12 protein-coding genes are annotated in these 14078 nt (G+C 64.0%); all 12 read left to right on the plus strand.

Annotation, left to right across the window (positions count from 1 at the left end; all coding sequences use genetic code 11):
* Nucleotides 1-37: 37 nt before the first annotated feature.
* The 12 genes from FJ948_RS14730 to FJ948_RS14785 all read left to right on the plus strand — a co-directional run bounded on the left by FJ948_RS14730 (nt 38) and on the right by FJ948_RS14785 (nt 14075).
* Nucleotides 38-1483, plus strand: a complete 1446-nt coding sequence (locus FJ948_RS14730) for an extracellular solute-binding protein (protein WP_140705558.1) — start codon at nt 38-40, stop codon at nt 1481-1483.
* A gap of 157 nt (nt 1484-1640) precedes the next feature.
* The gene (locus tag FJ948_RS14735; protein WP_015318968.1) at nt 1641-2564 is read left to right on the plus strand and encodes a sugar ABC transporter permease; all 924 of its coding nucleotides are present in this window, start codon (nt 1641-1643) and stop codon (nt 2562-2564) included.
* A 9-nt stretch (nt 2565-2573) separates the two neighbouring features.
* Entirely contained in the window at nt 2574-3431 is an 858-nt protein-coding gene (locus FJ948_RS14740) for a carbohydrate ABC transporter permease (RefSeq protein ID WP_140705560.1), read from the plus strand.
* A 2-nt stretch (nt 3432-3433) separates the two neighbouring features.
* On the plus strand, nt 3434-4552 hold the full coding sequence (locus tag FJ948_RS14745; protein WP_140705562.1) for an ABC transporter ATP-binding protein: 1119 nt from the start codon (nt 3434-3436) through the stop codon (nt 4550-4552).
* On the plus strand, nt 4549-5673 hold the full coding sequence (locus FJ948_RS14750; RefSeq protein ID WP_140705564.1) for an ABC transporter ATP-binding protein: 1125 nt from the start codon (nt 4549-4551) through the stop codon (nt 5671-5673). Before FJ948_RS14745 ends, FJ948_RS14750 begins: the two co-directional genes overlap by 4 nt.
* Nucleotides 5673-7226, plus strand: coding sequence for an FGGY-family carbohydrate kinase (locus tag FJ948_RS14755; RefSeq protein WP_140705566.1), 1554 nt, complete (start codon nt 5673-5675; stop codon nt 7224-7226). The genes FJ948_RS14750 and FJ948_RS14755 overlap by 1 nt, the downstream gene beginning before the upstream one ends.
* Nucleotides 7227-7236: 10 nt before the next feature.
* Nucleotides 7237-8277, plus strand: coding sequence for a 2-hydroxyacid dehydrogenase (locus FJ948_RS14760; protein WP_140705567.1), 1041 nt, complete (start codon nt 7237-7239; stop codon nt 8275-8277).
* A gap of 40 nt (nt 8278-8317) precedes the next feature.
* Nucleotides 8318-9835 carry a glycerol-3-phosphate dehydrogenase gene (locus tag FJ948_RS14765; protein ID WP_140705569.1) on the plus strand — a complete coding sequence of 506 codons (1518 nt, stop codon included), beginning with the start codon at nt 8318-8320 and terminating at the stop codon, nt 9833-9835.
* A 48-nt stretch (nt 9836-9883) separates the two neighbouring features.
* Nucleotides 9884-10825, plus strand: a complete 942-nt coding sequence (locus FJ948_RS14770; RefSeq protein ID WP_140705570.1) for a TIM barrel protein — start codon at nt 9884-9886, stop codon at nt 10823-10825.
* Nucleotides 10826-11092: 267 nt separating this feature from the next.
* Nucleotides 11093-11926: a transporter substrate-binding domain-containing protein gene (locus FJ948_RS14775; RefSeq protein WP_181173667.1), complete on the plus strand. Its 834-nt coding sequence runs from the start codon at nt 11093-11095 to the stop codon at nt 11924-11926.
* 2 nt (nt 11927-11928) lie between these two features.
* Entirely contained in the window at nt 11929-13284 is a 1356-nt protein-coding gene (locus tag FJ948_RS14780; RefSeq protein WP_140705572.1) for a cation:dicarboxylase symporter family transporter, read from the plus strand.
* Nucleotides 13281-14075, plus strand: a complete 795-nt coding sequence (locus tag FJ948_RS14785) for an amino acid racemase (protein WP_140705574.1) — start codon at nt 13281-13283, stop codon at nt 14073-14075. The genes FJ948_RS14780 and FJ948_RS14785 overlap by 4 nt, the downstream gene beginning before the upstream one ends.
* Nucleotides 14076-14078: the final 3 nt, after the last annotated feature.

The raw sequence follows: 14078 nt of genomic DNA on the forward strand, positions 1-14078 counted from the left end.
AGTTCAGTTGAAACTACCCTGTGGAGGAGAAGACGAAATGCATGAGAAAGAGAAAGACCTCATAGACGCCTTCCTGCGCGGACAAGTCGACCGTCGCGGATTGATCAAGGGCCTGGGTGCGATGGGCCTTGCCGCCGGCACCGCCGGCACGCTGCTCAACCTGGGCCAGACCCGCGCGCTTGCCGCCGACTTCGATTGGCAGGCGCATAAGGGCAAGACCATCAAGCTCCTGCTCAACAAGCATCCCTATGCCGATGCGATGATCGCCGACCTCGAGAACTTCAAGAAGCTGACCGGCATGAACGTCGTCTACGACGTCTTCCCCGAAGACGTCTATTTCGACAAGGTCACGGCGGCACTGTCGGCAAGCTCGCCCGAATACGACGCCTTCATGACCGGCGCCTATATGACCTGGACCTATGGCCCAGCCGGCTGGATCACCGACCTCAACGAATGGATCAAGGATCCGGCCAAGACCAATCCGAACTATGCCTGGGACGATATCCTGCCGGGCGTGAAATCGTCCTGCGCCTGGAACGGTAAGCCGGGTGGCGCGCTGGGTTCCGAGGATGCCAAGCAGTGGTGCATTCCGTGGGCGTTCGAACAGAACAACATCACCTACAACAAGGGCATGTTCGACAAGGCCGGCGTCGGCGTCCCCGGCAATCTGGACGAGATGATCACCACCGCCGCCAAGCTGCAGAAGGATATCGGCAGCGGCGTCTACGGCATCGGCGTGCGCGGCTCGCGTTCCTGGGCGACGATCCATCCGGGCTTCCTCTCGGCCTACTCGAACTTCAACGAGAAGGATCTGACTGTCTCGGCCGACGGCAAGCTCGCCGCGGCGATGAACACCGCCGGCTCCAAGGCCTTCCACGCCAAATGGGTGCAGATGATCCAGGAGAGCGGCCCCAAGGACTGGTCGACCTACACCTGGTACCAGGTCGGCACCGATCTCGGCGCCGGCGCCTCGGCGATGATCTTCGACGCCGACTGCCTCGGCTACTTCATGAATGGCGGCGACAACAAGATGGCTGGCAAGCTCGCCTATGCCGCCTTCACCGCCAATCCGGAAGCCAAGGCCTCGACGCCCAACATCTGGATCTGGTCGCTGGCGATGTCCAACTTCTCCAAGGACAAGGACGCGACCTGGTACTTCCTGCAATGGGCTTCGGGCCCTGAGCACGGCCTGTTCGGCGCCACCAAGATGGATTTCGTCGATCCGGTCCGCCAGTCGGTGTGGAAGGACGAGATGTTCCGCGAGAAGCTCAACAAGAGCTACCCCGGCTATGTCGAGATGTTCGACGCTTCGGCCGCCGGCGCCTCGATCAAGTTCACCGCGCAGCCGCTGTTCTTCGACCTCACCACCGAATGGGCGGCGACGCTGCAGAAGATGGTGGCCAAGGAAGTGCCGGTCGACGAGGGCCTCGACAAGCTCGCCGAGAGCATCAACGGCCAGCTCAAGGAAGCCGGTCTCGGCTAAGTCGCAATAAGGGCCGGCCTGCCTGGCGGGTCGGCCCTCGTCAACTTTTCATGTTTGCGATGCGGTGCCGAAAGGTGACCGCCATTTCGCCCGACCGGCCGCCTTGCTCCCTTGGGCGGCCGGCAGGGCGAAGCGACAGCAACAACGGAGCAGCTCGATGACCGCAGTGGTATCGCAAAGGCTCAAGCCATCCGGCTTCAGGATCAGCAAGCGGGTGCTGCCCTACGTGCTCAGCCTGCCGGCTCTGCTGGTCTGCATCGGCATCCTGATCCCGTTCCTGACCTCGGTGGTCTATTCGTTCCAACGCTACCGGCTGAGCCAGCCTTGGGCGCGGCAGTTCAACTGGGGCGACAACTACATCTCCTTCTTTACCGATCCAAAATTCTGGAACACGCTGAAGGTCTCGCTGCTCTATGCCGGCACCACGGTCGTGCTGGAACTGCTTTTGGGCCTTGCCATCGCGCTGCTGCTGCAGAAGCGCTCGACGCTGAACAACTTCATCTCGATCATGCTGTTGATGCCGCTGATGACGGCACCGGCGCTCGCCGCGCTGATGTGGAAGCTGATGACCAATCCAGGCTTCGGCGTGCTGAGCTATCTCGCCAGCCTGATCGGGCTGCAGGATTTCCGCTGGGCTTCGTCGCCGTCGACGGCGCTGTTCACCGTGGTGCTGGTCGACATCTGGGTCTACACGCCCTTCATCATGATCCTGCTGCTCGCCGGCCTGCGCAGCCTGCCGACGCAGCCCTTCGAAGCGGCGGCCCTCGACGGCGTGCCGAGAAGCTTCGTCTTCTTCCGCATCACGCTGCCGATGCTGACGCCCTACATCCTGACGGCGACCTTGTTTCGCCTGCTCGATTCCATCCAGCAGTTCGACATCATCTATGCGATGACCCAAGGCGGGCCCGGCGACACGCTGACCGTCTTCCAGGTCGAGGCCTATCTCAACTTCTTCCAGTCGACCAATGTCGGCCGCTCGGCGGCGCTGATGATCATCCTGTGGGCGATCACCTATTTCCTCTCCAACATCTTCATCAAGAACTGGCTCAGGCTGCGCGAACGCGCCCGTGGCCAGGCATAGGAGGCGGCCATGGAACACACCTCCCTGCTCGAACGCATCCTGCGCGGCATCGCACTGACCCTGGTCGTGATCTTCTTCATGTTCCCGATCCTCTGGATCTTCATGATGTCGTTCCAGACCAACGAGACCATCCTGCGCATCCCGCCGCAGCTCATCTTCGAACCGACGCTCGCCAACTACACGGCACTGATCACCGGCAAGCTGATGACCGCCGCCGGCACGCTCGACATCGCCTTCATGCGCAACCTCTGGAATTCGGTGTTCCTGTCGGTGACCTCGGTCGCGGTATCGCTGCTGCTCGGCGTACCGGCGGCCTACGCCTTCGCCCGCCACAAATTCCGTGGCTCGGAGGACATCGCCTTCACGCTGCTGTCGTTCAAGTTCGCGCCGGCGCTCTTGGTGCTGTTGCCGCTGACCCTCTATTTCCAGAAGCTGGGCTTGGCCAACACCTATATCGGTCTGATATGGGTCTACCAGTTGATCTGCCTGCCGCTGATCCTGTGGATCGTGCGCGGCTATTTCGAGGATATTCCGGCCGACATCGAATATGCCTACCGCATCGGCGGCCATTCCTGGTTCGCCACCTTCCGCAAGATCGCGCTGCCGCTCGCCGGCCCCGGCATTGCGGCGGCCGGCCTGCTCGCCTTCATCTTCGCCTGGAACAATTTCGTCTTCGCGCTGGTGCTGGCCTCGGCCGACAAGCAGCCGGTGACGGTCGGCGCGCTCGCCTTCATCACCTCGTCAGGAATCCAGTACGGCCAGATCTCGGCGGCCATCGTGCTCTCGATCACGCCGACATTGGCACTCGCCCTCTACGCACAGCGCTATCTGGTCGAAGGCCTGTCGCTCGGCGCGGTGAAAGGATAGACATGGCCAGCCTCGAACTCAGAAATGTCGTCAAGCGCTACAAGAGCCAGACCGTCCTCGACAATCTGTCGTTGACCGTGGCTGATGGCGAAACGCTCGTGCTGTTCGGTCCGTCCGGCGCCGGCAAGACGGTGCTGCTGCGCCTCGTCGCCGGCGTCATCGATCCAGATGAAGGCAAGATCCTGATCGGCGGCGAGGACATGACTGATGTCGACGCCGAGTTCCGCGGCGTCGGCATGGCGTTCCAGAATTTCGCGCTGTTTCCGCATATGAGCGCCTTCGACAACATCGCCACGCCGCTGGCGGCCAAGCGTTCGTCACAGAGCGCGATCAAGTCCGGCGTCGAAAGCGTCGCCAAGCTGTTGAAGATCGCGCATGTGCTCTCCCACAAGCCGCGCGCGCTCTCCAACGGCCAGAAGCAGCGCACCGCGCTTGCCCGCGCGCTGGTCGGATCGCCGCCATTGCTGCTGCTCGACGATCCCTTGCGCAATGTCGACGCCAAATTGCGTTTCGAGATGCGGCTCGAATTGCCAAGGCTGCTCGCCGATCGCGGCGCCACCGTCGTCTACGTCACCCAGGACTACAAGGAGGCCATGGCGCTCGGCGACCGCATCGCTGTCATGTCGCAAGGCGTCATCCGGCAGCTCGGCACGCCCGAGCAGATCTACCGCGAGCCGGCCAACATCGAGATCGCGCGGCTGTTCGGCGACCCGACCATCAACCTGCTCGACGTCAAGCCCGCGCGGGATGCCAGGGGTATCTATGTCGGCCTGTCCAATGTCCAGATCCATCTCCCGGATGCTCCCGAGACCGCCATCGGTCGCGACTGCATCATCGGGCTGCGGCCCGAGGCCCTGCATTTCGTTGGCGACAACGAGCCCGGCGCCATTCCGGTGACGGTCGAGGCCGAGACGCCGCTCAACGAAAAGATCGTCACGCTTGTGCGTACCGTGCGCGGCCGTGAAATCCTGGTCTCACGCCCGGCCGGCGCGCCGGGCCGCGACGAAGGCAAGGCCCATATCGCCGTCGACGGCAAGAGCGCCTTGCTGTTCGATCACGCCAGCGGCGAGCGCATCGGCGCCAAGAACATCGTCAAATTGCGCAACGGAGAAGCGGCATGAGCGCCAGCGCACTCACCATTTCGGGCGTCGACAAATTCTATGGCCCGATCGACAGGGGCGTTCACGCCGTCAAGAACCTGACCATGGAGATCGGCAAGGGCGAGATCGTGGCGCTGCTCGGCTCGTCCGGCTGCGGCAAGACCTCGACCTTGCGCATGATCGCCGGCTTCGAGGAGGTCTCGCGCGGCGCCATCGCCGTCGCCGGTCGCAAGGTGCACACCTTGCCGCCGGTCAAGCGCAATGTGGCGATGGCCTTCGAGGGCTACTCGCTCTATCCGCCGCTGACCGTGCGCGAGAACATGGCCTTCGCGCTCAAGGCCGCCCGACTGCCCAGGAGCGAGGTCGATGCCAAGGTCGCCAGCATCGCCAAGCTGCTCGAGATCGAGGACATATTGGAGCGCTATCCCAGCTCCATCTCGGGCGGCCAGCAGCAGCGCGCCAGCCTTGGCCGGGCGCTGATCCGCGAGGCCGACCTGCATCTGCTCGACGAGCCGATGGGACAGCTCGAACCGCAGCTGCGCGCCGTGCTGCGCGGCCGCATCAAGCACTTCATCAAGGAGCGCGGCCTGACCGCGATCCTGGTCACCCACGACCAGACCGAGGCCAATGCGCTCGCCGACCGCATCGCGGTGATGGAGGGCGGCGTGCTGCAGCAGTTCGACACTCCGGACCGGATCAAGGAGCGCCCGGCCAATCTGTTCACCGGCACCTTCGTCGGCGAGCCGCCGATGAACGTCTTCGAGGCCTATGTCGGGACAGCCGCCGGCCGCATCAACCTGCGGCTGCCCGACGGCCTGTCGCTCGACTACGACAAGGATGCCTTCAGCGCCCCGGTTCGCGACCAGTTGCTCAGCCGCGAACGGGTCGTCATCGGCATCAGGCCCTACGCGGTCCGGCGCTCGAAGGAGGGTGTTCCGGCCAGGGTCTCGGCCAATCAATGGCTCGGCGACCAGACCCATATCGCCGCCGACTTCGCCGGTGGCTCGCTGGTTCTGGTCGAGCATGACCGCACGCGGCTCGACCTCGGCGCGCCGATCAATGTCAGCATCGATCCGAAAAACCTGCACGTCTTTGACCAGGCCAGCGGCAAGGCCATCTCGCACGGCATGGAGCTCGCGTGATGCGTGATCTTCTGATCGGCATCGACGCCGGCACCTCCGTCATCAAGTCCATCGCCTTCGACACGAAGGGCCGGCAGATTGCCGCAGCGGCGACGCCGAACCACTATGAGACGCTGCCGGGTGGCGGCGCCGAACAGGATCTGGCGCGCACATGGGCCGATGCCGCCACGACGCTGCGCCAGCTTGCCGACAAGGTGCCCGACCTCGCCAGCCGCACCGTCGCCATCGCGGTGACCGGGCAGGGCGACGGCACCTGGCTGATCGACGCCAAGGGCGAGCCGGTGGCCAAGGGCTGGCTGTGGCTCGACGCGCGCGCCGCCGGCGTCGTCGAGGAGATCCGCGCGCGGCCCGATGACCGGCTGCGTTTCGAAAAGACCGGCAGCGGGCTCGCCGCCTGCCAGCAAGGCTCACAGTTCGTATTCATGAAACGCACCATGCCCGAAATGCTCGGCAAGGCGGCAACCGCCTTTCACTGCAAGGACTGGCTTTATTTCAAGCTGACTGGCGAGCGCGCCACCGACCCGTCCGAAGGGACCTTCACCTTCGGTGATTTCCACACCCGCGACTATAGCGAGGATGTGCTAGACGTGCTTGGCGTCACCGATCTCAGGCACCTGCTGCCGCCGATCGTCGACGGCACCAGGCACAGCACCGGACTGTCGCCGGCGGCCGCCGCCGTCACCGGCATGCTGGCCGGCACACCCGTCGTGCTCGGTTATGTCGACGTCGTCTGCACCGCGCTCGGCGCCGGCCTCCTCGACCGCGAGCGCAAGCCCGGCTGTTCGATCATCGGTTCCACCGGCATGCATATGCGTCTGGCCGAGACGCCCGACGACGTGCAACTCAACGAGGCGGCGACCGGCTATACGATGGCGATGCCGGCGCCAGGCGTGTTCGCGCAGATGCAGTCCAACATGGCGGCGACGCTCAACATCGACTGGGTGCTTGGACTTGCCTCGGGCATTCTCGCCTCGCAAGGCATAAGCCGCAGCAATGGCGAGATGATCGCGCTGGTCGATGCCTGGATCGCGGCCTCGCGGCCGGCCTCGCTGCTCTATCAGCCCTACGTCTCGGAAGCCGGCGAGCGCGGGCCGTTCGTCGATGCCAATGCGAGGGCCGGTTTCGTCGGCATTTCCTCGCGCCACGGCTATGCCGATCTCGTCCGCGCCGTATTCGAAGGCTTGGCCTTCGCCGCGCGCGACTGCTACGCCGCCATGGGGCCGCTGCCGCGCGAAATCCGCCTGACCGGCGGCGCCGCCAGAAGCCCGGCGCTGCGCAAGATCCTTGGCGCGGCCATTGGCGCCGACACGCGCACCAGCGCGCGTGAGGAGGCCGGTGCGGCGGGTGCGGCGATGATCGCCGCCGTCTGCGTCGGCCAATACGCCTCCATGGACGAATGCGTCGGCGAATGGGTGACGCCGCTGCTCGGCGAGGCCGAGCCGAGCGACCCGGACCTCGCCGCGATCTACGAGAGGATGACACCGTCCTACATGCTGGCGCACCAGGCCTTACGGCCGGTCTGGCGTGCCATGGCCACATCGCAGGAAAATTGAGAAGACGAGTATGCGTAAGAGAATAGCGATCATTGGCGACAACTTCATGCTGCCGGAGGTGTTTCGCGCCAAAATCGAGAAGGTCGCCAGTGGCGACCTCGATATCAGGACATTGCGGACGGCCTGGCCCGACGAGCCGATGGAGTTCGGCAATGCGGCGCTCGGCCTCGACAAGGTCAAGGAATATTTCGGCCATCCCGACGAGGTCGTCGATTTCATCGGCGACGCCGAAATCCTCGTCACCCAACTCGCGCCCCTGTCGGAAGGCATGATGCGGCGCCTGCCTGATATCAAGCTCGTCGCGGTGTCGCGCGGTGGGCCGATCAACATCGACATGGAAGCGGCCAAAGCGCACGGCATCACCGTGGTCAATGTGCCGGGCCGCAACGCCACCGCCGTGGCCGAATTCACCATCGGCGCCATCCTGGCCGAAACGCGGCTGATCCGGGTCGGGCATGAAGCCCTGCGCAAGGGGGAATGGCGCGGCGATCTCTACCGCGCCGACCGCACCGGCCGCGAGCTCAACGAGATGACCGTCGGCGTCGTCGGCTACGGCAATATCGGCACGAAAGTTGTGCGGCTGCTGCGTGCCTTCGGCTGCCACGTCCTGGTCAGCGATCCCTATGTGCAGTTGAGCGCCGATGACCGCAACGCCGGCGTCGAACTGGTCGCGCTGGACGATCTCCTGTCGCGGTCCGACGTGGTGACGCTGCATTCACGGGTGACGCAGGAGACACGCGGCCTGATCGGCAAGGACACGATCGCGCGGATGAAGCCGGGAGCGATCTTCGTCAATACGGCGCGCGGGCCGCTGGTCGACTACGACGCACTCTACGAGGCGCTGGTTTCAGGGCAGATCGCCAGCGCCATGCTGGAAACCTTCGCGGTCGAACCGGTGCCCTCGGACTGGCCCTTGCTGCAGCTGCCCAACGTGACGCTGACCCCGCATATCGCCGGCGCCTCGGTCCGCACCGTGACCTATGCCGCCGAGCAGGCCGCCGAGGAGGTGCGCCGCTACCTGGCCGGCCTGCCTCCGGTCAATCCGTGCTGAGAGCCGCGGCCATGGAGCGCAAACCCGGCAGAGGAACGAGATGAACGGCGACCCTGACATCGTCGACCTCTTCGTCATTGGCGGCGGCGTCAATGGCGCCGGCATCGCGCGCGATGCCGCCGGACGCGGCCTGTCCGTGATCCTGTGCGAAAAGGACGATCTTGCCGAAGGCACCAGTTCGCGCTCGGGCAAGCTCGTTCATGGCGGCCTGCGCTATCTCGAATATTACGAATTCCGCCTGGTGCGCGAGGCGCTGATCGAGCGCGAGGTGCTGCTGGAATCGGCACCCCACATCATCTGGCCGATGCGCTTCGTGCTTCCGCACAGCCCGGATGACCGGCCGGCATGGCTGGTACGGCTCGGCCTGTTCCTCTACGACCATCTCGGTGGTCGCAAGCGGCTGCCCGCCACCCGCACGCTCGACCTGCGCACCGCGCCCGAGGGGGCGCCGATCAAGGACAGTTTCAAGCGCGGCTTCGAATATTCCGACTGCTGGGTCGACGATGCCCGCCTCGTCGTCATCAACGCGCTCGACGCCGCCGAACGGGGAGCCAAGGTCTTCACCCGCACCGCCTGCATCGCCGCTCGCCGCGAGGGCGGCGTCTGGCTTGTCGAGATGCGGGACGTCAGGACCGGTATCAGGACCGTCGTTCGGGCGCGCGCGCTGATCAATGCCGCCGGTCCCTGGGTCAACGACATCGTCAACCGCGTTGCCGGCCAGAATTCCAGGCGCAATGTACGCCTGGTCAAGGGCAGCCATATCGTCGTGCCCAAATTCTGGGAGGGCCGGCAGGCCTATCTTGTCCAGAACAGCGACAAGCGCGTCATCTTCATCAATCCCTACCAGAACGATCTCGCTTTGATCGGGACCACCGACATTCCTTACGAAGGTCGGCCCGAGGATGTGACGGCGGATGAGAGCGAGATCGACTACCTCATCAGAGTGGTCAACCGCTATTTCAAGCGCGGTCTCGTGCGCGACGACGTAGTCCATTCCTTCTCCGGCGTCAGGCCGCTCTATGACGACAATGCAGACAATCCAAGCGCGGTGACCCGCGACTATATTTTCGAGCTCGACGCGCCGGAGGCGCAGGCGCCGCTGCTCTCCGTCTTCGGCGGCAAGATCACCACCTTCCGCAAACTGGCCGAGCATGCGTTGGACAGGATCGCACCGTTCTTTCCTCGCATGGGGAAGCCCTGGACAGCGAAGGCGCATCTGCCCGGCGGCGACATCGCCAATGCCGACTTCGAACAATTTCTTGGCGGCCTCGCCAACGAGTATCCATGGATGCCTGCGTCGCTGCTCAAGCATTACGGCCGGCTCTACGGCACCAGGACGCGGTCCGTGGTTGGCGGCGCCCGCTCGCTCGGCGCGCTGGGGCGGTGCTTCGGCAAGGACTTCTTCGAGCGCGAGGCGACCTATCTCTTCGAACAGGAATGGGCGCAAGACGCGGCCGACATTCTCGAACGGCGCACCAAGCATGGCCTGCATCTGTCCGCCGAGGAGAAGTCGGCTTTCGGGCATTGGTGCGCGAGCCGGCAGGCGAGGGCAGGCTGATGGCGCTCATCGCTCCTGTCCGGCGACGGCGCTGAAGGGATCGCGACCTTGGCCTTCACGCTCTCCCTCAACACCAATCCGCTGGTCAACCGCTTCGCCGAGCCGGACGATCTGATCGACACCATCGCCTACGAGATCGGCATTCGCGACGTGCAGCTCACGCATGAATTCGTCAATCCGGGCTGGCCGGCGGCGACGATCGTCAAATTCGTCCGCCTGTTCCGCAACGCCTTGAACCGCACCGGCGTGCGCGTCACATCAGGCATGACCGGCCCCTATGGCCGGCTCAACCATTTCGGCCATCCCGATGCCGATGTGCGCCGCTACTATGTCGACTGGTTCAAGACCTTCGCCGATATCTCGGCGGAGCTTGGCGCTGGCGGCATGGGCACGCAGTTCGCCATCTTCACGCATAGCGACTATGACGACCCCGCCCGCCGCGCCAGGCTGTTCGACATCGCACTGGACTGCTGGCGCGAGGTCGCCGAACACGCACGGGCGGCAGGCCTGACCTATTTGTTCTGGGAGCCGATGTCGGTCGGCCGCGAATTCGGCCACACCATCGAAAGCTGCCGGCTGCTGCAGGATACGATCGACGCGGCCGGCATGGCCATTCCGCTTGAGATGATGGTCGACATCGACCATGGCGACGTCTCGTCCTCCAACCCGGCAGACGTCGATCCCTATGCCTGGGCCGAGGCCTTCCCCCTGAAGTCGCCGATCATCCACATCAAGCAGTCGTCGATGAACAAGGGTGGCCATTGGCCGTTCACCGCAGCCCACAACAAGGACGGCCGCATCACGCCTGAGAAGCTCCTGGAGACCGTGCGGCGCGGCGGCGGCACCGACAACGAAATCTGCCTCGAACTGTCGTTTCGCGAGCGCGAGCCGGTCGATCACCAGGTGGTCGCCATGATCCGCGAGTCGGTCGATTACTGGGCACCCTTCATCGACGCCGGCAGGCCCGCTCTGCTGCCGAGAGCTGGATAGAAATCGGGCAGGAGCCGATACAGTCCCAACCCGTTTGAAGAGGCCACGGCTCGAAATATTCCGACGATCCAACCGCCCGCCCGCCGGCGGAAGGGAATGCACCCATCAGCGAATGTATATTAGGCAGGTCGAATGTTTTGTCGGCCTGCGAAGCTTAACTATGAGCAAAGGCAAACTATAAAAGATACTTTTGTTTAACTTCGCCATGCATACTGCGAACTGGCCAGATTTGCTTGTCCGGCTTTCCCGCCTGAATTGAGAATTCGCATGTCGGTTACACGTCGCACATTGCTTACGGCCGGAGGCGTCGGATTGCTGGTCGCGCAGGCGCGGGCGGCCAATACTCCGGGACAGCAAATGGAGAACGCCTCCGTTGTGAGCAACAATGCGCTGCGCATCGCAATGCCGGCCTTTGCCGCCAATCCATTTTTCCCGGCCGATGGATCGGGGGACACCGGTATAGACATGGAACTGGCCCGCGGCATAGCTGGCGAGCTTGGCGCCGAGCCGGTGTTCGACCGATCCGCCGTAACATTCGACGGCATGGTGGAACAGCTGACATCGGGCCAGGCGGACATCGCGATCGGCAAGCTCAGCCGCACCCTTCGCCGTGGTCGATCAATCCTCTATTCCCGACCTTACGCCGTGCTGCATCAAGGGCTGCTGGCGAACCGTCTCAGCCTGGCGCGCATCACGCAAGGCAAGCCGCCCGAGCAGATCATCCGCGATTTCTCGGGCGATCTCGGGGTGATCGAGGGCTCTTCATTCGCTACCTATGCCGCCAAAACCTTTCCGCATGCGCAACTCCATCGTTTTGCAGGCTGGGACATGGTTGTCGATGCGATCCGAAACGGGACGATTGACATGGCCTATCGCGACGATTTCGAGATCAAGAAGCTGATGGTCGACGATCCGTCGATGACGGTCGCCGCGCGCTCGATCACGCTGACGGACAAGGTGGACACGATCGCAATCGGCGTGCGGCCGGACAATCCGCATCTCGCTGCCTTTGTCGACCTTTATCTCGATCTCGCGCGCGGGCAGCAGGTTCTCAACACCGATGAGATCATCGCCCGCTATCGATTGGGGAGCAAAGCCTGACGATGGCTATCTCGGAGGTAGCCGGACACCTGTCTTTCGATTGGCGCCTGGCGGCAAGGCGCGTATTGCGCTCGCCCGTGACGACGATCGCGATGATCGCGGCCGGGATCCTGTGCGGTCTCTACCATCCGGAGTTTTCTCATGCGATCAGCCCGATCGCGCAGCTCTATCTGAATTTCCTCAAGATGGTCGTCCTGCCCTATCTGGTCTCGTCGGTCATCTTCTCGATCGCCGCCATGGTCCAGGACCCGAAATCGGTCCGCTACCTGGGCAAGGTCGGCATCGCCGTGCTGGTCGTGTCGTTCCTGGCCGTGCTGGTGAGCGGCACCTATTCGCTGATCCTCCAGCCGGGCCAGATCGAGAACCCTCAGTCGCGCATCGAGCTTGGCGAGTTCATCAATTCCCAGGGCAGCGTATCCACCGATCTCGCATTCCCGTTCCAGCCGCCGCCATCCAACGCGGACCCAAATAGCGGACATTCGATCTTCCTGGATCTGGTGCCGAACAACGTCTTCAACGCGCTGGCCTCGGGCCAGACCATCCAGGTCCTGCTGTTTTGCCTGCTCTTCGGGCTCGCGATGGGCAAGATCCCCCAGCCCTCGTCGATGAGCCTGACGCAGGCGCTCAACGCGGTCTACCGCGCCTGCACCGTGCTGACCAACTGGTTCATCTGGGGATTGCCCTTTGCAACTTTCATGCTGATCGCTGACCAGACCGCGTCGACCGGCACCAAGCCGCTGACGCTGATGGGCGGCTACCTGCTGGTGATGGGGCTTTCCTGCCTGACATTCCTCGCCGGCGCATTCGCCATTATCGCCATCCGGTCGCGCCGAAGCTTCTGGTCCACGATCAAGACCTGTCAGCCCCTTCTGATGGTGGCCATAACCACGCGCTCCTCGGTTGCCTCGCTTCCATGGGTCATCAACCTGTTGAGCGAGCGGTTGAGGTTCAACCTGGTGGTCGTCGAACTGCTCGTGCCGCTGCAGGCGGCATTGCTGCGGACGGGTCCGGCGCTGGTCTACACCTCGGGCGCCCTGTTCATCGCGCAGCTCTACGGCCATCCGCTGGCAATCCCGGATCTGCTGCTCGTCGGCATTGTCTCGGCGCTTCTGGCGCTCACCACCGGCGGCATGGGAAGCCTGCTCATCCTGTCCCAGATGTCTATCGTCTGCGGCTACCTGAAGCTTCCCTTCGAGGCGGCATTTGCCCTGTTCGTCGCCGTCGATGCGGTCGTGGACACGTTCATGACGCTGGCCAGCGTCTGCACCGTGGCGGCGAGCACGGCAATGATCGCACCGGGCCATAGGGAGGCAACGCAGCCTGCCGAAGCAGTTCCCGGAGAGCTTGAAGTCCGATGACCGACCAAGGGATCAGCCTTCAACTCGGCATCATCGGCGGCCTCGGGCCGCTGGCATCGGCCGACTTCTACTTGAAGCTGACCCGGATGACGCAGGCAGTCCGCGACAACGAACATGTGCCCGCCGTCATCCTCAGCGTGCCACAGCTGCCCGACAGGACCGAGGCTATCCTTGCGGGCCATGACGGGCCGCTGGCGTCGTTGAAAGCCGCGGTCTCGACACTCAACACGCTCGGCGTCGCCTGTATCGCAATTCCGTGCAACACGGCCCACCACTGGTATGGCCAGTTGACGGCGATCTCGCGAGCCGAGATCATCCACATCGGCGATGCGGTCGTGGCGGAAACCCGTCGCGGCCTGGACCGGGGCCAGGTCGCGATTCTCGCGACCCGGGGCACACTGGTCTCCGGCTTTTATCAGGACAGGATGTCGGCGGCGGGATTTGAACTCTGCTTTCCCGCGAGCACGGAATTTCAGGAGCGCGTCGACAGCGCGATCGGCCTCGTCAAGGCGGGTTCGATCGCGCAGGCCGCAGCCGAGACTGGATACGCGCTCGAGATCGCGCGATCGGCCGGCGCCGACACAGCCCTCCTCGGCTGCACCGAACTGTCGGTGGTGGCCGCCAGCCTTGACGATACAAACGGATTGGTCGTCATCGACAGCAATGCGGCCTTGGCGCGAGCCTGTCTGGCACGATTGGGTTTCGCCGCGCAGGAAGCGCGCGGCTTGCCAACCGTGTCGGAGCTGCGGGGACATGACCGATTTCCCTGGCAGTCGGCCCGGCGGGCCTAAAGC

It is taken from the genome of Mesorhizobium sp. B2-3-12 (assembly GCF_006442205.1).
Taxonomy (GTDB): Bacteria; Pseudomonadota; Alphaproteobacteria; order Rhizobiales; family Rhizobiaceae; genus Mesorhizobium.